The organism is Pseudoalteromonas aliena SW19 (assembly GCF_014905615.1).
Taxonomy (GTDB): Bacteria; Pseudomonadota; Gammaproteobacteria; order Enterobacterales; family Alteromonadaceae; genus Pseudoalteromonas; species Pseudoalteromonas aliena.
In genome coordinates, this window is the sequence record NZ_AQGU01000029.1 from 57,747 (window position 1) to 78,748 (window position 21,002).

The window sequence follows — 21,002 nt, forward strand, 5'->3', positions numbered from 1 at the left end:
GCTTGCCAACAATAGGGGATATTCAGTGTTTCCAATACTTGCTGTCTCACGGCAAGTACACAATATAACCATAATATATTTAAGTTACTTTACAGTGTGAGGGTTTTTTATTACCACTTTAAAAGCGTCTTTAACTCACTGTAAACCCCCTTTACATAGTGGGGTCTGTTGACCTTTCAGGATTGAAATTTGTTCTATCTAGGGGCGATTTAATTGCGGCGCGAGGTTTGTAACCTAGTGGGCTCGGTAACTGCTCCTGCGTTACTCTAATGGCTTACATCCTTGTAAGAATAAATAAAAACCGAGCAACAAAGAGTAAATTGCCCCTAGGCAGAACCCTTCGGGCAGCGCATGTTTGGCATTTATGCTGCGTTATCGCCTATTTATGGGGAATAACCACACTATATAGGCTCTGCCTTGCCTAAATACCAAGCAGTCTGCTGCAAATTCAACCTCGAAAGATAAACAGACCCTAATGGTTTACCCAAATTATTTTATCGGTAGCAAACCCTAGCTCTTTAGCTTTAGTTAAAAAGTGCTTTTTAAGTTTTTTACTAACCGTTGGTGTACGCGACAAAAACCACAAGTAATCTTTGTTGTAACTGGTTATAAATGCATATTGATAATCGGGTTGATCAAGCTCAAAAATCACGTAAGCGCCATAAAATGGACCAAAAAACGAGACTTTAAAATGTCCAGTGTCAGTGCCCTCAACAAACTTGGCTAAGCCTTCAGCGGCATCCCATTTTTTATCATCCGTTAAATACCCTTTGTTAAGGACCTTTACTGTGCCGTCGTCGTTAATTGAATAAGTCGCGGTAACTTGCTCCATACCTTCTTCGAATGAGTGATTAAGACGCGCTATTTCAAACCATTTGCCTTTATATTTTTGTATATCAAAGTTTTTAACGGGTGTTATTCCCTCAGGAGGGCTGGTGCAGGCACTAAGAAAAAACAACCCCGTAATAAGTAAACCGTATTTTATAGCCTTCATGTAAGCTCCTTTTTTAATTACATAAATCGTACGTATTATCTAAATATAGATGGATATAAAGTTTGCTAGCCGATTAAAAAAATTTGCTATAGGATCATATTAATTCTAAAGCAATAAAAATGACCATAGCATGAAAATTTGGGTAGATGCAGACGCGTGTCCTGTTGTTATAAAAGAAATACTTTTTAGAGCTGCAGAGCGTATGAAAATCGAGACTATTTTAGTGGCTAATCACGCAATGCGTATTCCGCCGTCAAAATACATAAGCCGCGTTCAAGTATCGTCGGGATTTGATGTAGCCGACGACGAAATAGTAAAACGTGTTGAAAAAGGTGATTTAGTTATTACAGGCGATATTCCGCTAGCAAGTGAAGTAATTGATAACGGCGGGCAAGCGCTTAATCCACGTGGCGAGCTTTATACCACCGAGAATATCCGCTCAATACTTAACGTGCGCGACTTTATGGATACCATGCGCTCAAGTGGCGTAGAAATGAGTGGTGGGCCGCCGCCACTTAGCCAAACCGACCGTCAAAACTTTGCAAATAACCTCGACCGTATTTTAGCGCAAAACAAGGCTAACTAACTTGAACACACAATTAGTTGGCTTAGGTGATACGCAATTTAGCGTGGCTGTATACATAACAAAAGCGCCGCCGATGCCGTTTTTTGAAACCCTTAAATGCCTTGAGCCGGTTCAAAATGAACAAATAGATACCATAAACCAGCACTGTGGTAATGGTTGGCGCAAGGTATTTAACGTCTACGCCAAAGTGTTGTTTGCTCTGCCAAGTGAGCATTACTCATTTGCCAAACAAGCATCTACTTGGCAACAATATCGCGATGAGTATTTACTACAAAAAAACAGTAAAACCGCCCTGCTATTTAGCGCGCCTGATATTAGCAAAGCCAGCAATAAAAATCAGCTACACATAATTGCCGGTCGTACGCACGCTAAAAACTTATTACAACAAGGTAAGTTACATGCACACTTTGATTGGCTTGACGATGAGTTTGCAATAGACACCAGTAACAACATTATTGTGTGCCCATATTTTGATTATAGACAGTTAAGTAATATAAAAATAGCGAGATTAAGCGAGCTAGTCGCGCAGCTAAAAATGACTAAATAACACATTGTAAGGAACGACCATGGCCGGAATTTTAGAGTTAAACGAATTATTAAAATCAATGCAGCCAGAGCTTAAGCAAGGCGAGTATATTTTTTGTTGCTTAGCAGGAAAATTGGCTGATTATGTTCACTTAGAGCCACTGGCCACTTACGTTGAAGAAGAAGGGCTAACCCTTATTTTGAAAGCTGAAACCGCCGATAAAGCAGGTATTACCTACGAGGGTAAATATAATTTAATTACCCTTAACGTACATTCAAGCTTAGAGGCCGTTGGGTTAACGGCTGCGGTATCTGCAAAGCTAACTGAGCATGGCATTAGCGCTAATGTGGTAGCTGCGTTTTATCACGACCATATTTTTGTGCAAACAGATAAAGCACAAGCTGCGTTGGATGCGCTAAAAGAGATTAGGCCGTGTTGACCTTTCATGATTTATTTTGCAGCAGACTGTTTGGCATTAATGCTACGTTATCGTCTATTTATGGGGAATAACCACATCCTAATGTAGAGACAACTAAGTAATTAAATCAATAAATAAACTCGGATATGGTTTAGCTATAAGAAAAATAGTTTTAAAATTAGTTAAGTTTAAAAGGCTCTTTAATGTTTATAAGAAAAGTTTGCTCAATGGATCTATATTCCATTAGAACTGTATGTACTGATGCATTTATGAGCTCTGTGGCACCTACACTTCAAGCTGAAGGTATTAAGACGTTTCAAAGCATTATATCTTTAGAAAATTTAGAAGCTCGTATGGCGGCAGACAATGAAATGTGTGTTTACGAAAGTAATAGCAAGGTAGTTGGGTTTATAGAGCTTAAAGCTGGTCGTCACATTGCGATGCTTTTTGTTGCACCTAGTTGTCAAAAAAAGGGGATCGGTAAATCGTTGATTTTAAGAGTGCTTGCACATGCTAGAAGTGACACAATAACAGTAAGTGCCTCTTTAACTTCGGTACAAGCTTATCTTAATTATGGGTTCGAGTGTGTAGGTAATATTTCTGAATCTGCGGGACTAATATATCAGCCTATGCAAATAAAGCTTAATAAATTAAACCGCATGAAATAGTAAAGTAATATGCAGTGCTCAGTACTGGAGGGCGTTCAAGATTCAATCTCTCACTAGGTTGTATTTTAAGTGCTTAATGGATTACTGAGCTCTTAGTAACCTTAAATAAAATGGCTAATACTATTATATACCAGCCGTTTTATTGATGATTAGGTTTGGTGTACAATATTTATTGTCTACAGGTTCAAGCGTTATTTTTTTGCCTGCGTTTATGACTACACATTGCGTACTGTTATCGAGTTTTTGTTTTTGAATAACAGTAAACTCCCCTTCTTTAGCTGCATATAATTTATATTCGTATGCTGTGTTACCGCCTTCAAATAGAGCAGTAAACAAACCTCCAACTAGGCCACCGATGATTGCACCACCCACCATGTCTTCAGTGTTACCATCTAAGCCATCAACAAAACCAAACCCTGCCCCAGCAGCAATACCAGTTCCTACCTCTGATGAAAGAGTTACTTTTTGGACTGATTGCAGTGATGCATAGTAGCGCTTAACGATATGATTTTGATTGTTGCGGTCAACACCTTGTGAAGCACAACCGGTTAGCAGTAATACAGCGATTAAATATTTTTTCATGTTGAGTTCCTTTTGATCATTTTAATAGGGAAATAATAAGCATTAGAGCATAAAAAATATGTGGGAACTTTGTTTGTAGCTGTCAGAAACTGTAAAAGTATGTAGTGAAATTAAACACACTCTTTTTTACTCAACAACTAGCTTTGATACCACCCATTTATGAAGCGGATTTTTACTGTAACGCGGGTGCCATGCGGCTATTACGTCAAACGGGGCTGGTAACTGTTGCAAATCAATTTTTACCAGCTCTGAGCTTACTGCGCGTGTGGGTAAGAATGCGATGGAGTCTGTAGTTTCTAGATACATCGGCACGATAGAAAAACATGGTGCCGATATAACAACATTGCGTGTTAAATCAAAGCTTTTAAACCAATCGTCAATAGAGCCTTTAAAATTTGGACGCGAAGGTGAGGCAATAATGCTTGGATAGCTGGCTATTTGTGCAAGGGTTGGCCTAGTCCCTGCTATTGATGAATTCGGCGAGGTAACGCAAATATGTTGTTCTTCAAATAGCTTAACAATGGGGTAAGTACTTGGAATGTAGTCAGGGAAAGCTATTGCTAAATCGACTTTACCGTTTTCCATTAAATCGTGCAGACTGTCGAGTTCAAAGTCTCTTATTATTAGCTTTAAATTGGGCGCTTGTTCTCTTAGCTCTTTTACAAGTGCAGGCAAAACAACTTGTTGTGCGTAATCAGTAGCGGCTATTACAAACGCACCGTTAACCGTTTTTGAGTCAAATATTTTAGGTGCCAATAATGCCTGAAAGTCGTTTAGCAGCTTGTCTATATCTACTGATAGCTCCTCAGCATAGGGCGTAGGCACAAAACCAGTTGTTTTTCTTAAAAACAACTGGTCGTTAAACACATCACGTAGCTTTTTAAGTTGCTCACTCACTGCTTGCTGGGTTAAGCCCAACTTACTCGCCGCTTTTGATGCGTTTTTTTCGCGAATGAGCGCTTGGAAAATACGCAGCTGTTTTATATCTAGCCTGTCTAACTTACTCATGGTAATGCCCTTGTTGTTTAAGCATGATTAACGTATCACATTACCAATTATTTTTGTATCACTTACATGAAATGGTTGTTTTTAGTTGTTGAGATACCCCCTTACTATGCCCCTACACAATGAATCGAATGATTGGATCAAACAATGAAAACAGTAATTTTAATAGGCGCACAAGGCAAAATGGGTCAAGCGGCATTAGCTGGTTTATCTAAGCACAAAGTAATTACCGCAGGTCGCTCTGGCGATGTAGATCATATTGTTGATATTACCAGTGAGCAGTCAATTGCTGAACTGTATAAAAAGGTAGGCTATTTTGATGCCGTAGTTAATACAGTGGGTTTATGTGAGTACGAAACGTTTGCAGATATGAGCGAAGCCCAGTGGATGAGCACTATTATGAGTAAAATGATGGGGCAAATTAACCTTGTACGCATAGGCCAAAAGTACATTGCTGATGGCGGTTCATTTACGTTAATTAGCGGTATTTTAAACGTTAAGCCTATTCCGTTTGCGATTGCTGATGCAACAACTAGCGGTGCAATAGATACCTTTGTTAGATGTGTATCACTAGAAATGTCTCGTGGCACACGTATTAACGTGGTTAACCCTACCGTACTAGAAGAAGCATGGGGCGTTTACGGTGAAATGATGCCAGGTTTTCAGCCAGTACCAGGTAAACTTGTAGGTAAAGCGTTTGAGCGTTCGGTTGATGGCTTTATCTCTGGTGAAGTTATTTTTGTAGACGCATAACGGCCCATACCTAAAGTCTAATTAGTAGTCTGTTATTGAGAGAAATCTAATGAAAAGTCATGTACTGATATTAATACTAACTACTATCGCTCTTTCTGGCTGCAGTAGCGTGCCAGTAAGTAGTGTAAATAGTACTGTTGAAAGCCCTGCTGGTACAAAAAAAACGTGTAAAAGGGTACCTAGGCATAAAACACATATTAAGCTTTGTAGGCCAGAAACCAAGCTTAATTGATATATGTTACAGGCCGAATAGTTTGTTATTCGGCCATATTATTTTAAGCTATGTAATGTAATTAGATTTAATTAAACAACCATAATAAGTTAAAGTTTGAACTGGCTGCAAATTTTAATCAGTAAAACTTATTTTTGTAAGAAATTTGAGTGTTAATGATTAAATCACTCATAACTGAGGTTGTGAACTTAGCTCAGCCACTGAGTGATTTTTTTGATAATTAAAATTGATTAAACAATCGATTCAACAATTTTTAATGCTTTAAGCTCGTTTTCATCGGTAATGCCATCAGCTTCAATCACTTGTTTGAGAAGTTCTAATACAAATACCCTCATTGGTTGATCAATAATATGTGTCATCCGATGTTGAATAAATGAATCTATTTCACCGCTCTGCACGGCTAAAACACATTTCCTGGTCATATCTACCATATAATTATCAAGCTCAATAGCTGAGTTCCACTCTATCTTATGTGCCCATGCTTCAACTACATTTAGCTCTTCATCAGCAATAGATCCATCCACGGTAACAAAAAGCAAAGCAAGATCTAGAAGTGATTCTTTTTGTAGTTGTTCGACACAGATACCCATATCAAAATTATTTAATAATTGCTCAAATTTCATAACGGTCCTTTGATAAAATAAAGATAGAGTATTTGAGCTTATACCAAACCACTTTAAAAAGTAACCAAATAGGCTTCACTAATTAGGTGTGTTCGACTTGAGACGGTTGAACTTTTAATTGAGCTTGTCGCTGTGAGTGTGGTTTTTTAGGCAAGGCATAACTTACTTTACAGACTATTATTAACTGCAAATAGCGCTTTCATTATATATTTCACCTACAAACGCGGTGCTGGCTTGTAGTGAAATTTATACAAAAACACCGAGCTAATTTGCTCGGTGTTTAATTATTTTTAACAGCGGGTGCTGATTTAGCTTGTTTGGCCTTGTATAAACTTAAACAACATACCCACTAAAGCCTAGCGCTTTAAAATACAGTTTAGGAATACCAAATTTACACTCGTTAAGCAGTTCACTAAAGCGCATTCTATCAAGCGGGTAAAACTCGCTTTCTAGGTTGTGTCCCATTTGTGTTTGCCCTGCTGCTGTTAAACCAAGCTGCGCGCATGTTGTAAGTTGTGCTTCGCGCTCAAATGAAGTTTCGGCACGCATTAAATCGGCAATATACAGGTGTGCGTCTTTTTTAAGAGTGGCTTTAATCGCTTTTAATAACTGTTTTTTATCGCCGTTGTCTTGTACAAAATGCATAACGAGTAAACATAAAACGGCATCAGCTTGTGTGTTTAACGTCTCAACTGAACCGCTATGAATAGTCACTCGGTTTTTTATGCCTTGCTCGTCAAAGCGCTGTTTTGCGATCGCCAGCATATCAGCAGATAAGTCTTGCGCGGTAAATTGCCATGTAGGGTTCTGGGAGGCCAGTGTCAGAATTTCTTTGCCAGTGCCTGCCCCTACTACTAAAACATGTGCATTGTCGCTTAGCGTTGCTTGTAATTGTGCATTAGTAAGTTGATGTAATAGCTCGTAACCAGGTACTAAACGGGTAATGCGGCTATCGTACTGAGTTGCTTCTTCGCCTGTAAATGTTGGCACTTTAAACTCCTACTAATTTGTTATAAAACTTCAACGGTGGAGTATCCACCTGGCTTTTTACTTACATGTACTTGCGTGGCTACGCGTTCACTCATTTCGCTAACGTGCGAAATAACGCCTACTTTTCTACCCTGTGCTTGCAAAGAATCCAAAGCGTCCATTGCAATACTTAGGGTTTCGCTGTCTAACGTACCAAACCCTTCGTCAATAAACAAAGAATTGATTTGTACTTTATTTGATGAAAGCGATGCTAAACCAAGCGCAAGCGCTAGCGATACTAAAAACGATTCACCGCCTGAAAGTGTATTAACGGAGCGTTGCTCGTCGGCCATGTCGCGGTCGATAATAGCAATGTCTAGCGATTGCGCAATAGCAGTAAGCTCGTAGCGTTTGTTGAGTGTTTTTAAATGGCTGTTGGCATAGTGCAGTAATATTTTTAACGTTTGTGTTTGCGCTAAGTTACGCATGGTTTTACCCGTTGCATCGCCCAATACTTTATTAAGCAAATGCCACTGCTCAACCTGGGTTTTAAGCGTAGCTAACACAGCTTGTTTGCCTTCAAGCGCTTTCGCATTTTGGTTATGTTGTTCAATAGCGGTATTAGTTGCTAGTAGTGAATTTTGCAGCTGCGTTTGTTGCTCGTTTAAGCTATTTAATTGCGTATTTAAAGCCTCTGCGTCTTGCGTTGGCTTATCACTATTGTTGTGTTTATCAAGAGTAAGTTGCTGCTGTTTTAATGCGGCATTCACATCTGTTAGCGCCTGAGTTAACTGCTCGTGTTGAGTTAAATGCGCTTTAATAGTATCACTACTAAGCGTTAGTAAAATTTTGACCTGTTCGTGCGTTGCATTGCTGTATTGCGCTTTAAAGTCAGTAAACCACTCGTTATAACGTTCTTCAAGCGTTGCTAGCTCTTGGCTGTTTTCAAGTAAGCGTTGCTCTACATTTTTAAGCGTTATAGCGTGCTCATCTCGTTGTTTTATAGCGTCGTCATAGGCTTTTTGACTCGCTTGAACTTGCGTTTGGCTTTGCTCTTGCTCACTTATAATTTTTGCTTGGTAGTCGTCTGCGCTTATTGGCTGGTTATTAAATAAAGCTAAGCGCTCACTTTGCGTAGCGTTTAATAGCGCTTTAGCTTTTGCGAGTTCTTCATTAAGCGTTTTTAACGACAGTTCGCTTTTACTTATAAGTGGGGTGAGCTGCTTTATTTGCTCATTAGCTGTGTGTTGACGTTTTTGGCTTTGCTCAAGTTGCATTTGAGTTTGCTGGTATTGCGTAACCAGCTCGTGCAACTGGATAAGCTCAAGCGTATTGGCCTGTAGTTGTTGCCAAAAATCACAGTTTTCAAATTGAATATTGAGCGTTGTACCCAGCTCGTTAATTTGTGCACTTAGCTCGCTATGCTTACTCGTTATTTGGTTTTGCTGGTGTGTAAGTTCAAGGTGTTTATTACTCAGTTGCTGCTGAGCCTGCTGCTCTGCTTTAAATGCTGCTTGTAACTCATTTACTTTAGTTTGCAGAGTACGTTGGCGTTTTTGTTGCTCAAAGTACTGCGCTTTCTGATCGTTTAATTGCTTATAAGTCACTTCAAGCTGATCAGGCGTTAAGTCGTTAAGCTCACTACGTGCGCCTTGCATGGTATTTTTAATGTCGAGCTGTTTAGCTTTTGCCGTTTGTATTACTTGATCAAGTTGTCCGTGCTCTGCGGTTAATACGGCATGTTGAGTTTGATGCTTATGCAGCTCACTTTGTGCATGCTCAAATTGCTTTTTAGCAGTATTAAAAGCATTTTCAAAATCAGTAATTAAGTTACTTAATTGCTGATTTTGATTTACCACGTACGGGTGCTCCGTTGCACCGCACACTAAACAAGGCTCATTAGGGCGAAGCTCAGTGCGTAAATGCTCTACGTTTTCGCTGGCTCTTAAACGGGCTTGGTTAAGTGCGTACTCGCTGCCTTTTAGCGCTTGCTCGCTGCTTATTAAATGCTGATTAAGTAAAGCATGGGCTTGCTGGCTCTCATTTAGCTGTTGATTGAGCACTTGCTGGCGTTGAGTGCTTTGTTTTAGGTCTGCGTTAAATTGCTTATAGCGCTCTCGCTGCTCTTTTAGGTAATCAATATTTTTTAGCTGCGCGTCGCAGTGCTCTGCATTAAATTCATTAAGCTGATTATTTAATATCTGTAAAGCAGACTGCTCACTGGTGAGCACCGCCTCGCACTGCTGCACTTTATTATTTTGCGTATTTAAAAGATCACTCTGATTTGCAAGCTCACTATTAAGAGTTTGGTTTTGCGCAGCGTTTGCGGTTAATTGCTGCTGTGCATTTAAGTAGGTATTAAAGCTTTGCTGATAGTAGCTCCAGTCTTTTGCTAAAACGTGCAGCTGTGCATGCTCATTAAGCCATTGCTGGCTTTTAGTTGAGTCGATATTGGCAATTTCTAGCTCGTTATTGCTTTGCTTAAGCTGTTGTTTGAGATCATCAAACTGAGATTGCTCTTTGGTTATTTGTGACTCAGCGCCTTTTACCGTTTGGGTTTGCAAAGCAATGTTGCTGTCGAGCTCTCTCGCTTTAACTATAACGGGCGCTGCATTTTGTTTTTGCTCATTGGCGTTATTAAGCAGCTCGGTATGCTTAACAAGTGCTGTATTACGCTCGTTAATGACCGCTAAATGGTCAACACTTTTAAGCGATGAAATTTGCTGATTTAACGTTGTGTTTTGATCAGTTAATTGAGTAAAGCGGCTGCGGTTATCTTTTATTTCAAGCGCTTGTTTAGCTTGTTTTACCTGCTCGCTTTGTGAGGTAATACTTTCAAGCGCTGAGCTTGCTTGTTGCTGGGTTTGCTGTGCTTGTAGTAGATTTTGTTCAAGCACTGTAGCTTGTTGATACCAGTTAAGTGCTTTTTCGGTTTTGGTTAGCTCTTTTTTAGTGTGTTCGGTTTGCGCTTTTAAATCGGTTAACTTGGTTTGTTGTAGCTCAAGTTCTTCAGGTGTTAATAAGGTATAGCTTTGAAGGCCTGCTTTAAGCGCTTCAAGCTTTGCTACTTGCTCTTTATGGCGTTCAAAAATACGCACGCCAATACGGCTAAATTTATCGGTGCCTGTTAAGCACTCTAAAAGTTGCGCTCGCTCATCGCCAGTGGCTTTTAAAAATGCAGCAAACTCATGTTGTGCTAAAAGTACGGCACGGGAGAACTGCTCAAAGTTAAGCCCTATTTTACTCTCTACTTCTTTTATTGTGTGACTTTTGTCAGCTATAAGGGTTTCGTCTGGCAAAGTTACTAAGGTGTGCTCTGCTACTTTAAGTTTGCCTGTTACTTTCTTATGAGTGCGTGAAATTGTATAGCGCGCGCGATAAAGCTGTTTATCTTGGCCTAAAAAGTCAACCTCGGCGTAGCCTTCCCAGGTACCTCTGCGCAGTAAATTACGCGCGTCATTGAGCTTTATGCTGTCGCCGTTAAACTCAATTAAATTACCTTTATCGCCACGTAAACGTGCTGTTTTAGTATAAAGCGCTAAACAAATGGCATCTAAAAAGGTACTTTTACCTGCACCGGTATCGCCTGTTATCGCAAACAAGCCTGCATCTTTTAATGGGGCTATAGTAAAGTCTATTTCAGCGTCAACAATGGAGGCTAAATTATGAATACGAACTGCGGTTATTTTCATAGTTGCTCTTGCTCCGTAAGCTCGTTGATCACGTCACTTAAAAGTGTTTTTAGTTCATCGGGAACACTTTGCCCAGCCATGTCTTTATCGTTTGCAAATGCTTGTTCTAATAAGTTAAGCGGGTTGAGCATTTCAACTTCGCTTAAATCTTCAAATACGGTGTCATTTTCATTATTAGCGGATTGCTCACGTACGCGTTCAATACCACAAAATTTAATATGCTTGCCTTCAAGTGCTTGTTCTATTTGTTCTCTGAAGGTGGTGTCGGTATCGCTTGATTTAAGCTTTACCCGCAAATAAGGCGCTATTGTATTTTGTGTCGTGTCGAGCACTTTAATTTGCTCGCATAGTTCGCTTAATGGTACACACTCCCCTTTTGGTAAAATAATTACATCGGCAGAGCGCGGAATGTAAAGGGGGTTTACAGTCGTACTAATATGTTGTTTTTCATCAGTTATAAACTCAATAATACTTACTTGGTGCGTGTAATTACGCTCTGAAAACGACATAGGTATTGGTGTGCCGCTGTAACGAATAACATCACTTTTAGCTACTTGTTGCGCTTTGTGTAAATGGCCAAGGGCGACGTAGTTGGCCTGTTTACCAAATACATTGGCTGAAATGGACTCTTCACCACCGATTACCAAGTTACGCTCAGAATCACTAGAAATATCCCCGCCTTTTGCATGTAAGTGCCCCATAACTATTAATGGTGAGTGTTGCTCATTTATATGAGCGGCATGCTCTAGGGCAAGTTCGTAAGCTTTTGCAACGCCTTGTGCATAGCTAGGGCCGTTTTGAGTTTGGCTAATTGAACTTACATCGCTTGCGCGCAAAAAGGGCATCGCGACGATTACAGCATGTTTACCATTGGTATTTATGGTAATAACTGCTTCATTGGGTGTTGCGACATCAAAGCGCCCTACTACATGTGTATCAAATTGTGCTAGTAATGGCTGAGCTGCCAAAATACGATTTGCAGAGTCGTGGTTACCGGCAATAATAATTACGTGTAATGCTGGGCACTGTTTTTTTGCGTCTTTAATAAATTGGTATAATTGGTTCTCGGCATTAGCACTGGGTGTTGCTGTATGATAAATGTCGCCAGCAACTAAAAGTAAGTCTATTTGTTGTTTAACAAGAGTGGCTAATAACCATGTAAAAAAGGCTTGGTGTTCAACACGGCGGTCGTGTTCATAAAATTGTTGGCCAAGGTGCCAATCTGAGGTGTGGAGGACTTTCATGCTGCGCTCTTAAAAAACCAATAAGAGCGCCAATATACCCAAGGCATTTAAAGATGCAAGCCTAGGGTAACCTTTAACTTAGGTTAAACTGTACCAAGCGGCAAAAATAACCGGTAATGTTAAAAATGCTACCAGTAATGGAATTTTCAATGTTCTGGTTTGTTTTGTTTGCAATGCTTTTAACGCATTAGTTTCGTTACAAGCCGCTACTTTATCAATGTAGAAATAACCAGAATCAAGATACTCTTTGCAATTGTTCTCATTTGCTGGAATTGCAATTAGTTCTTGTTGTTTTTTTAGGATATAAAAATCCATGAGTCCACCGCATTTATTGCTACTAATCTATATTTATTTGAGGATAAATGTGACGAATTTATTTGCCTCAAATAAAAGGGTGGGCGATTTTAAATACAAACAGCATTAAAGATCAATAAAAATATTAACTATTTTTAATTTATCGTATAAATAGCCAATATTATTGAGATTACAGCAATATTTACGCCAACAATAACACGTTTCTTATTACTTTTTTGTATGGATGGGAACCTTTTTAGTGCATCTTGTTTATTGCATGCAGATACCACATTTACAAATTTGTAGTTATACCAATTGCATTAAATTAGTGATCTATTATAGCGATAAGAAAATAGCGCAATAACAAGGCTAAAATTATGATACATAGTTGTTCTATATAAATAATTTTTAACGTCGTTAGTGAGTTATTTAATACGTTAGGGCCTGTTGACCTTTCAGGATTAAAATTTGTTCAATCTAGGGGGAATTTAATCGCGGCGCGAGGTTTGTAACCTAGTGGGCTAAGTAAAAACCGAGCAACAAAGAGTAAATTGCCCCTAGAAAGAACCCAAAGGGCAGCGCATGTTTGGCATTTATGCTGCGTTATCGTCTATTTATGTGGAATAACCACACTACACAGGCTCTGCCTTGCCTAAACACCAAACAGTCTGCTGCAAATTCAACCTCGAAAGATAAACAGACCCTAGAGTGATCATGTTTTAATAAAATTGGTATTATAAGCTTGGTAACTTTCAAGGAGTAACTTTTGTGCAGGAATTGCTTCGAGTTGCTGCTCTTTTTTTATAATATAAAACTTCATAGCAATCTCCACTATCTAAAAAGACACACTCACTGTAACGAATAGGTATGAATTAGGCCTGAACTTTTAAGTTGAGGTATTTCTCTTTTTTTGGTTCCACGCTATGTGTTTTGTAAACCCCCTTTACAGTTTTTTCTATGTGTTTTAGGTGTATTTATAAAGATAAAAAAATGATGTGAAAAAATAGTGAATATCAACGTATAAAAGCAGCACTTTATCGCTAATTTATTGAAGCCAAGCTGTTATTTTGTCAAAGTACCATTACTAAAATCTATTAGGACTAACAATGAAAAAAACAGTTCTTACGCTAAGCGCTTTTGTGTTGCCATTGGCAATGTCGAGTGCTGTTATGGCGTCTTCAGTTGAACAAACAAAAGGTTCTTACGTTGATAAATTTCGTCAATTAGATGAAGCCCTTCCAACACCCAATGTTTATCGTAGTGCCGCAGGCGAACCTGGGGAAAAATACTGGCAACAGCGCGTTAATTACGATATTGATGTAAAGCTAGATGAAAAAAAGCGCCGTATTACTGGTAGCCAAAGCATTGAATATAAAAATAACTCTCCGCATACACTCAAATATTTATGGTTACAGCTAGATCAAAATATTTTCAAAAGCGATTCTATTGCCGAGACAACTAAAACGTTTAAAAGTACGTTAAAAAGCTTGCCAGCCCAAAAGCCAGCGAAGTTAAGTTTAGGTGACTTACGCCGTCAGCAATTTATGAGCGACAACGAGCTTGGTTATACAATTAATGGTGTTAAAGATGAAGACGGTAAAGAACTACGTGTAACTGTAGTTGATACTTTAATGCGCATTGATTTAAATGAGCCATTAAAACCGGGTAAAGAAGTCGAATTTAGCATGAACTTTGCCTTCAATATTGTAGAAGAAGATGCTGTAGGTGCGCGCTCTGGTTATGAGCACTTTGAAGAAGATGGCAACGACATATTCTTAATTGCGCAGTGGTTTCCTCGTTTAGCGGCCTACACTGATTACGAAGCATGGACAAACAAACCATTTTTAGGATCTGGTGAGTTTACACTTGAGTTTGGTGATTACGACGTTGAGATCACTGTTCCTGCGGATCATATTGTATCGGCAACAGGTAAGCTTGATAACGCGAGCAAAGTACTAACAAGTACTCAGCGTAAACGTTTAAAAGAAGCTGAAACATCAAAACGCCCTGTGTTTATTGTTAACGCAGAAGAAGCGTTAGAAAACGAAAAAGAAGGCACTGACAAAACTAAAACGTGGCACTTTAAAGCGCAAAACGTACGTGACTTTGCTTGGGCGTCGTCTCGTAAATTTATGTGGGATGCAAAAGGCTATCAACAAGGTGGTGATGTTCAACCATTAGTAATGGCTATGTCGTTTTTTCCTAAAGAAGGTGGCGATTTATGGGAAAAATACTCAACTGAATCTGTAGTGCACACTATGGAAGTGTACTCTAAGTACTCTTTTGATTACCCGTATCCAACAGCACAGTCGGTAAACGGTCCTGTTGGCGGTATGGAATACCCAATGATCACGTTTAATGGTCCGCGAACTAAGTTACAAGATGATGGCACGCGTACTTACTCTCAATCAGAAAAACGCTTTTTAATTGGCGTAGTTATTCACGAAGTTGGCCATATTTACTTTCCAATGATTGTGAACTCAGATGAGCGCCAATGGACGTGGATGGATGAAGGTTTAAACAGCTTTTTAGATGGCGTTGCTGGTCGTGAATGGGATCCTACTATTCCTTGGGGCGTAGAGCCTCGCGATATAGTGAGCTACATGAAGTCTGAAAACCAAGTCCCTGTTATGACTCAGTCAGACAGTGTATTACGTTTAGGTCCTAATGCTTATACAAAACCATCAGCAGCGCTAAATATTCTACGTGAAGTTATTTTAGGCCGTGATTTATTTGACTTTGCATTTAAAGAATATGCTCAGCGTTGGAAATACAAGCGCCCTACTCCTGCTGACTTTTTCCGTACAATGGAAGAAGCCTCAGGTGTTGATTTAGATTGGTTTTGGCGTGGCTGGTTTTACACCACAGACCATGTCGATATTTCTTTAGATAAAGTGTATCAGCTGCGTTTAGACACTAAAAATCCTGATATTGATTACAGTCGTCTACGCGATATTGAAGCTGATAAGCCAACGTCATTATTTGTTGAGCGTAACCGTGCAGAAGGTAAAAAAACGTGGGTTGAGCAAAACTCTGACGTGACCGATTTTTACGACGAGAACGACCGCTTTACAGTAACTAACAAAGAACGTAATGCGTACAATAAGTTTTTAAAAGGCTTAGAGCCGTGGGAGCGTAAAACGCTTGAACGTGCATTAGAAGAAGATAAAAACTACTACGTTATGGAATTTTCAAACCTAGGTGGTTTGGTAATGCCTATTCTACTTGAGCTAACATATGAAGATGGCACTAAAGAAGAGCGTTATATTCCGGCTGAAATTTGGCGTCGTAATTACAAAAACGTTCAAAAGCTGATTGTTACCGATAAAAACAAACCACTTGTTTCAGTGACCGTTGACCCAGGTTGGGAAACAGCTGACGTAGACGTTGAAAATAATAACTACCCTCGTCGTATTATTCCTTCACGTATTGAAGTGTTTAAAAAGAAAAAAAGCAAAGCTAAAGTAAGTCGCGATATCATGCAAGATATTAAAACTGAGCTTAAAAGTGATGATAAAAAAGACCAAAAGGATGACGGTGAGGAGCAACAATAATGCGCTTTTTGCTTATTATTGTTTGCCTTTTAGTTGCTGCGCCAAGCATGGCGCATCAATTGAAATCGTCAATTACAACCGTGCTTTTTAATAAACGAACGCATAATGTTGAGCTAATGCATCGCTTTTACTTACACGATACCGAACATGCTGTAGGCACATTGTTTAATGGCAAAATCGATATTATTAGTAATAAAGTAGATCAGCAACGTTTTGCTAAGTATGTTGAATCGCACATTGCGCTACAAACGTTAAGTGGTGAACCTTTGCCACTTAGCTTTGTAGGGGCACAAGTTGACGGTAAGTTTTTTTGGGTTTATCAAGAAGCACCTATTCCAAAAGGGATTGAAGGAATTAAAATGAGTAATGGTGCACTGCGTGATCTGTGGCCTGCTCAAGTAAATATGGTTAATATTGAGGGCAAAGGGAAAATTAAAACCTTAAACTTTGCGCAAGATGATACTTGGCTTGAAGCACGCTTCGAGCAAAATTAGCTAATATTTCTTTTTACGCGCACTGTAATTAATGTGCGCGTACTTCCCTCTATTATTTTAGATACCCTCATAATTGATCTGTACTATGTAAAGTTACGTAAAATTTCTGAAGTTATATTGTATATTTACTTTATTTTACGCAATCTATTAGCAGATTTATTATCCAGAGTTCAGGTTACTTAGCATCATTTATCCAAAATATTGAGTATAAGCAGTAGATCATTTATGTTTAAAGTACGTTTAACTAATTATTACCACATTCAAGGAATGATATGATGACTCAGGTAGAGGCTATTAACGGTGTTATTTTTGATTTAGACGGTACGTTAGTATCATCCGAGTTAGATTTTTCACTTATAAAAGCACAAATAGGCTGCCCTTGTGAGCAAGACCTGCTCGACTTTATAGCGCAACTCCCTTCGGCTTATATGCGCGAGGAAGCCATGAACATTGTGCATCAGCACGAGTTACTCGATGCCCAGCACGCGACTATATTGCCCGGCGTCAGTGAAGCTATTGCACAATTAGACGCAAAAAAAATTCCGATGGCCATAGTAACGCGTAATTTTGACAAGGCTGCTGCAATTAAATTACAAAATAATCCACTGCCAATCAGCACGGTTTTAACCAGAAGTGATGCACCAGCAAAGCCCGATCCAAGTGCATTGAATGCCATTGCAACACTTTGGGATATTAGCCCTGCAAATATACTTTATGTAGGCGATTACTTGTATGACATACAAGCCGCGCACAACGCTAATATGCGTGCATGTTTATATGCTCCAGATATAGCACCTGCTTATGCCGATCAAGCCGATTACATATTGCATAATTTTTATGAGTTGGTAGGGCTAGTAGAAAGTTATTCCAAAAAAGTAGCGTTATGTTAAATAGCGCATTGTTTTTTTATTCTTAAGTTTAGTCTTTAGTTATACAAATTTTATTAATTGATTTTTGCCCATGGTGGAGCTAGCCCAATACGTTTCGAATTGGTAAAATACCGCAAAACGTAACGTATTCATTAGGGGCACAAAATGGGCAGAGCATTTGTAGTTCGTCAAAGTTCTATGATCAAAACAGCTAATGCGAAAACGAAAATAAACTCAAAGTATGGTAAAGAGATTTATGTAGCAGCAAAAAATGGCGAACCCGATCCGGAAGTAAATCAAACCTTGCGCCGCCTAATCGAAAAAGCTAAAAAAGATCAAGTTCCAGCGCACGTTATTGAAAAAGCAATTGAGAAAGCAGCCGGTGGGGCAGGGGAAGACTATTCTGTTGCGAGATATGAAGGCTATGGACCTGGCAATTGCATGGTTATTGTTGATTGTTTGACTGACAACCCAAATCGTACCATTAAAGATGTACGCTTACCATTTACAAAAACTGACTCAAAAATTGGTACACCCGGTTGTGTCGCGCATATGTTTGATCATTATGCGGTACTTGGCTTTGCAGGGGATGACGACGAAGTAGTACTCGACGCGCTAATGATGGCTGATGTTGATGTAAGTGATGTTGAAGCCGAGGACGGTAAAATATCGGTATTTGCGCCGCCAACAGAATACTTTAAAGCTAAAACAGCCCTTGAAGGCGCCTTTGAAGGTATTAACTTTGAAGTAGACGAAATTACGTTTATTCCTCAAGTTAATATTGAGATTGAAGACGAAGACGTTATAGCTAATTTTGATAAATTTATAAATATGCTTGAAGATTGTGACGATGTGCAAAATATTTATCACAATGCCATTGTAAAAAATTAGATTTAATTAGCTAAAAGCTTTAAAAAGCGTGTTTTGTGTATACAAAACACGCTTTTTTACGTTTGAATAAATGTTAGATATTCATGCTCGTTATGTTTATTTGAATATATCTTTTTAAAATGTCATAAAAGTGCTGTTATTTTAATTTCAGGCGATAAAAAACCAGCTTAAAAGCTGGTTTAGTACTTAATTTGAACTTTGGTTACGCAGTTAAAGTGTATTCGTTTTTTGTGCTTTATATTTTATACGGTAGCTATGCAGTAGTGGCTCTGTGTATCCGCTTGGTTGTGTTACACCTTCTAAAACGAGGGCAACTGCCGCCTGATACGCGATGCTGTTGGTAAGGGCTTCTTCGTTTGTTGCCATTGGTGTGTATGCGCTGTCGTGCTCATTTTGACTATCAACCACTTTAGCCATTTTAGCCATGGTTGACTTTATTTGCGACTCTGAACATACACCATGAAGTAACCAATTAGCCATATGTTGGCTTGAAATACGCAGGGTTGCTCTGTCTTCCATTAATCCAATATGGTTAATGTCGGGCACCTTTGAACAGCCTACACCTTGGTTAATCCAGCGCACAACGTAACCTAAGATACCTTGTGCATTGTTTTCAAGCTCACTTTGAATATCTTCTTTTGAAAGCGTACTCGCATCGACCATCAATGGCGGTGTAAGTAGGTCGCTAAGGCTTGCAATAGCGCGTTTAGCAATACTTTGCTGCTCAGTAAAAACGTTTACATCATGATAATGCATTGCATGCAGGGTAGCTGCAGTAGGGGAAGGCACCCATGCTGTATTAGCGCCTGATTTAGGGTGCGCTGATTTTTGCTCCATCATTAATGCCATTTTATCTGGCATTGGCCACATCCCTTTACCTATTTGTGCTTTATGACTTAAGCCACAAGCAAGGCCAATATCGACGTTACGATCTTCGTAGGCTTGTATCCACGGTTGCTGCTTAATCTGTGCTTTTGGAAGTACAACGCCTGCTTGCATTGAGGTATGAATTTCGTCACCTGTTCTGTCTAAAAATCCAGTATTTATAAATACAACACGCTCTTTAGCTGCATGAATACAGGCTTTTAAGTTGACAGATGTGCGGCGCTCTTCATCCATAATTCCCACTTTAAGCGTGTTTTTAGGTAAGCTTAAGGCTTCTTCTACATGGCTAAATAAAGTGTTTGTGAACGCGACTTCTTCGGGGCCATGCATTTTTGGTTTTACTATATTAATACTTTGTGCACTGGTGTTTTTAATGCCGGTTTTTTTATTTATGTCATGCAGAGCAGCAGTCGCTGTAAACATGGCATCCATAATACCTTCAAATACGGGTTGGCCGTGTAGATCAGTAATCGCAGGGTTTGTCATTAGGTGGCCAACATTTCGTACAAACATCATGCTGCGACCTTTTAAGGTAACAATGCCACCATCGAGTGCAGTATATGTTCTATCATTTTGCAGTGTTCTTTCGATGGTTTTATCACCTTTGTTGAAAGATTCAACTAAATTACCTTGCATCAAACCGAGCCAGTTTTTATAAACTTGTATTTTATCTTGTGCATCTACGGCGGCGACCGAATCTTCACAATCCATAATGGTGGTAAGGGCGGCTTCTAACACAACATCTTTTAAGCCCGCTTTATCTGCTTGGCCAATAATATGATGATGATCTATGTGTAGTTCTATATGTAAATCATTGTTTTTTAATAAAACCACGGTTGGGTTTTGCGCTTCACCTTGATAGCCAATAAGCTGAGATGGGTTGGCTAGCGTAGTTTGAGAGCTGTCGCGTAAAGTGATTGAAAGCGCACCATTGATGACTGAATAGTTAGTGCTTTCTATATGCGAGCCATTGGTAAGTGGCAATGCTTTATCTAAAAATTGGCGGGCATAGGCCATTACTTTAAAGCCACGCACAGGATTGTAAGTATTGCCTCTCTCTGCACCATCGTCTTCACTTAGCACATCTGTGCCGTATAAAGCGTCGTATAGCGAGCCCCAACGTGCGTTAGCGGCATTAAGTGCAAAACGTGCGTTGCTAACAGGCACAACCAACTGCGGGCCTGCTGTAAGCGCTATCTCGGGTTCTACATTTTGAGTTTCTATTTCAAAGTTTGCAGGCTCTTTTACTAAGTAGCCAATATCTTGCAAAAAGGTATGATATTTAGCACTATCCCACGTTTTATTCGTTAAATGATAGTCGTTTATTTTCTGTTGAAGTAGCTCTCGCTTTTCAAGCAGCGTCTTATTTATAGGGGTAAGTGTTTGAACTATATCTGCAAAGTTCTGCCAAAATTGCTGTTCATTTAGATGAGTACCAGGTAATAGGTGGTTTTTTACAAAATCAGCGAGTTGAGTATCTACGCTGAGGCCTGAGTGTGTGAGAGTGTGGGTCATAATAGCCTTCCTTAAACGGTCGCAGTGTGCGTTAAGACAACAATAACTCAAAAAAGCTACGTTGAGTGCTTTTTGCTCATTCATTAAATTTATAGCCGTAATAACAACTATAAATTTACTAAATCTAAAAAATGAGCCTAATGTTGATTTAAGCGCTACGGAGCATGAGCTTGGTAGCCACTCTCATAACACTAAATATTACATACCC

General features: G+C 39.3%; 18 protein-coding genes. 9 read left to right on the forward strand and 9 right to left on the reverse strand.

Annotated features, from left to right (window positions below; all coding sequences use genetic code 11):
- Positions 1-472 precede the first annotated feature (472 nt).
- The gene (locus PALI_RS16725) at positions 473-994 is read right to left on the reverse strand and encodes a lipocalin family protein (protein ID WP_193156780.1); all 522 of its coding nucleotides are present in this window, start codon (positions 992-994) and stop codon (positions 473-475) included.
- 130 nt (positions 995-1,124) lie between these two features.
- Here PALI_RS16725 and PALI_RS16730 point away from each other — a divergent pair, with 130 nt between their 5' ends.
- From PALI_RS16730 to PALI_RS16745, 4 genes are all read left to right on the forward strand, one after another.
- Complete coding sequence (locus PALI_RS16730) at positions 1,125-1,580, forward strand: YaiI/YqxD family protein (protein WP_002959175.1); 456 nt, start codon at positions 1,125-1,127, stop codon at positions 1,578-1,580.
- 1 nt (position 1,581) lies between these two features.
- Positions 1,582-2,127 (forward strand): DUF6942 family protein, encoded by a 546-nt coding sequence (locus PALI_RS16735; RefSeq protein ID WP_193156781.1) that lies wholly within the window; start codon positions 1,582-1,584, stop codon positions 2,125-2,127.
- 19 nt (positions 2,128-2,146) lie between these two features.
- Positions 2,147-2,545, forward strand: coding sequence for an ACT domain-containing protein (locus PALI_RS16740; RefSeq protein ID WP_193156782.1), 399 nt, complete (start codon positions 2,147-2,149; stop codon positions 2,543-2,545).
- A 206-nt stretch (positions 2,546-2,751) separates the two neighbouring features.
- Complete coding sequence (locus PALI_RS16745) at positions 2,752-3,192, forward strand: GNAT family N-acetyltransferase (protein WP_226894574.1); 441 nt, start codon at positions 2,752-2,754, stop codon at positions 3,190-3,192.
- A gap of 123 nt (positions 3,193-3,315) precedes the next feature.
- Here PALI_RS16745 and PALI_RS16750 read toward each other — a convergent pair whose 3' ends face one another.
- Positions 3,316-3,774, reverse strand: coding sequence for a putative periplasmic lipoprotein (locus PALI_RS16750; protein ID WP_193156784.1), 459 nt, complete (start codon positions 3,772-3,774; stop codon positions 3,316-3,318).
- A gap of 126 nt (positions 3,775-3,900) precedes the next feature.
- Positions 3,901-4,782: a LysR family transcriptional regulator gene (locus PALI_RS16755; RefSeq protein ID WP_193156785.1), complete on the reverse strand. Its 882-nt coding sequence runs from the start codon at positions 4,780-4,782 to the stop codon at positions 3,901-3,903.
- A gap of 144 nt (positions 4,783-4,926) precedes the next feature.
- On the opposite strand from PALI_RS16755, the gene PALI_RS16760 reads away from it, so the two are divergent.
- Complete coding sequence (locus tag PALI_RS16760; protein ID WP_193156786.1) at positions 4,927-5,532, forward strand: short chain dehydrogenase; 606 nt, start codon at positions 4,927-4,929, stop codon at positions 5,530-5,532.
- A gap of 462 nt (positions 5,533-5,994) precedes the next feature.
- Here PALI_RS16760 and PALI_RS16765 read toward each other — a convergent pair whose 3' ends face one another.
- The 5 genes from PALI_RS16765 to PALI_RS16785 all read right to left on the reverse strand — a co-directional run bounded on the left by PALI_RS16765 (position 5,995) and on the right by PALI_RS16785 (position 12,607).
- Positions 5,995-6,387: a hypothetical protein gene (locus PALI_RS16765; RefSeq protein ID WP_193156787.1), complete on the reverse strand. Its 393-nt coding sequence runs from the start codon at positions 6,385-6,387 to the stop codon at positions 5,995-5,997.
- 333 nt (positions 6,388-6,720) lie between these two features.
- Positions 6,721-7,377, reverse strand: a complete 657-nt coding sequence (locus PALI_RS16770; protein ID WP_193156788.1) for a class I SAM-dependent methyltransferase — start codon at positions 7,375-7,377, stop codon at positions 6,721-6,723.
- A gap of 20 nt (positions 7,378-7,397) precedes the next feature.
- On the reverse strand, positions 7,398-11,048 hold the full coding sequence (locus tag PALI_RS16775; protein ID WP_193156789.1) for an AAA family ATPase: 3,651 nt from the start codon (positions 11,046-11,048) through the stop codon (positions 7,398-7,400).
- The gene (locus PALI_RS16780; protein WP_193156790.1) at positions 11,045-12,292 is read right to left on the reverse strand and encodes an exonuclease SbcCD subunit D C-terminal domain-containing protein; all 1,248 of its coding nucleotides are present in this window, start codon (positions 12,290-12,292) and stop codon (positions 11,045-11,047) included. Before PALI_RS16780 ends, PALI_RS16775 begins: the two co-directional genes overlap by 4 nt.
- Positions 12,293-12,370: 78 nt before the next feature.
- Positions 12,371-12,607 carry a hypothetical protein gene (locus tag PALI_RS16785; protein ID WP_077535400.1) on the reverse strand — a complete coding sequence of 79 codons (237 nt, stop codon included), beginning with the start codon at positions 12,605-12,607 and terminating at the stop codon, positions 12,371-12,373.
- Positions 12,608-13,692: 1,085 nt separating this feature from the next.
- Between PALI_RS16785 and PALI_RS16790 the strand changes: the two genes are divergently transcribed.
- The 4 genes from PALI_RS16790 (at position 13,693) to PALI_RS16805 (ending at position 18,394) form a co-directional block, all read left to right on the forward strand.
- Entirely contained in the window at positions 13,693-16,140 is a 2,448-nt protein-coding gene (locus PALI_RS16790) for a M1 family metallopeptidase (protein WP_193156791.1), read from the forward strand.
- Entirely contained in the window at positions 16,140-16,634 is a 495-nt protein-coding gene (locus PALI_RS16795) for a DUF6702 family protein (protein WP_193156792.1), read from the forward strand. The genes PALI_RS16790 and PALI_RS16795 overlap by 1 nt, the downstream gene beginning before the upstream one ends.
- A 272-nt stretch (positions 16,635-16,906) precedes the next feature.
- The gene (locus PALI_RS16800) at positions 16,907-17,524 is read left to right on the forward strand and encodes an HAD family hydrolase (RefSeq protein ID WP_193156793.1); all 618 of its coding nucleotides are present in this window, start codon (positions 16,907-16,909) and stop codon (positions 17,522-17,524) included.
- A 144-nt stretch (positions 17,525-17,668) separates the two neighbouring features.
- The gene (locus PALI_RS16805) at positions 17,669-18,394 is read left to right on the forward strand and encodes a YebC/PmpR family DNA-binding transcriptional regulator (RefSeq protein WP_077535404.1); all 726 of its coding nucleotides are present in this window, start codon (positions 17,669-17,671) and stop codon (positions 18,392-18,394) included.
- Positions 18,395-18,604: 210 nt separating this feature from the next.
- On the opposite strand, the gene PALI_RS16810 is transcribed toward PALI_RS16805, so the two are convergent.
- A complete protein-coding gene (locus PALI_RS16810) occupies positions 18,605-20,794 on the reverse strand; it encodes a malate synthase G (protein ID WP_193156794.1) in 2,190 nt (729 codons plus the stop codon).
- Between the last annotated feature and the right edge of the window lie 208 nt (positions 20,795-21,002).

Bases quoted from the DNA above. Each gene is read 5' to 3' on its own strand.
- PALI_RS16725 (WP_193156780.1), bottom strand. From the start codon at position 994: ATGAAGGCTATAAAATACGGTTTACTTATTACGGGGTTGTTTTTTCTT.
- PALI_RS16730 (WP_002959175.1), top strand. From the start codon at position 1,125: ATGAAAATTTGGGTAGATGCAGACGCGTGTCCTGTTGTTATAAAAGAA.
- PALI_RS16740 (WP_193156782.1), top strand. From the start codon at position 2,147: ATGGCCGGAATTTTAGAGTTAAACGAATTATTAAAATCAATGCAGCCA.
- PALI_RS16745 (WP_226894574.1), top strand. From the start codon at position 2,752: ATGGATCTATATTCCATTAGAACTGTATGTACTGATGCATTTATGAGC.
- PALI_RS16750 (WP_193156784.1), bottom strand. From the start codon at position 3,774: ATGAAAAAATATTTAATCGCTGTATTACTGCTAACCGGTTGTGCTTCA.
- PALI_RS16755 (WP_193156785.1), bottom strand. From the start codon at position 4,782: ATGAGTAAGTTAGACAGGCTAGATATAAAACAGCTGCGTATTTTCCAA.
- PALI_RS16760 (WP_193156786.1), top strand. From the start codon at position 4,927: ATGAAAACAGTAATTTTAATAGGCGCACAAGGCAAAATGGGTCAAGCG.
- PALI_RS16765 (WP_193156787.1), bottom strand. From the start codon at position 6,387: ATGAAATTTGAGCAATTATTAAATAATTTTGATATGGGTATCTGTGTC.
- PALI_RS16775 (WP_193156789.1), bottom strand. From the start codon at position 11,048: ATGAAAATAACCGCAGTTCGTATTCATAATTTAGCCTCCATTGTTGAC.
- PALI_RS16780 (WP_193156790.1), bottom strand. From the start codon at position 12,292: ATGAAAGTCCTCCACACCTCAGATTGGCACCTTGGCCAACAATTTTAT.
- PALI_RS16785 (WP_077535400.1), bottom strand. From the start codon at position 12,607: ATGGATTTTTATATCCTAAAAAAACAACAAGAACTAATTGCAATTCCA.
- PALI_RS16790 (WP_193156791.1), top strand. From the start codon at position 13,693: ATGAAAAAAACAGTTCTTACGCTAAGCGCTTTTGTGTTGCCATTGGCA.
- PALI_RS16795 (WP_193156792.1), top strand. From the start codon at position 16,140: ATGCGCTTTTTGCTTATTATTGTTTGCCTTTTAGTTGCTGCGCCAAGC.
- PALI_RS16800 (WP_193156793.1), top strand. From the start codon at position 16,907: ATGATGACTCAGGTAGAGGCTATTAACGGTGTTATTTTTGATTTAGAC.
- PALI_RS16805 (WP_077535404.1), top strand. From the start codon at position 17,669: ATGGGCAGAGCATTTGTAGTTCGTCAAAGTTCTATGATCAAAACAGCT.
- PALI_RS16810 (WP_193156794.1), bottom strand. From the start codon at position 20,794: ATGACCCACACTCTCACACACTCAGGCCTCAGCGTAGATACTCAACTC.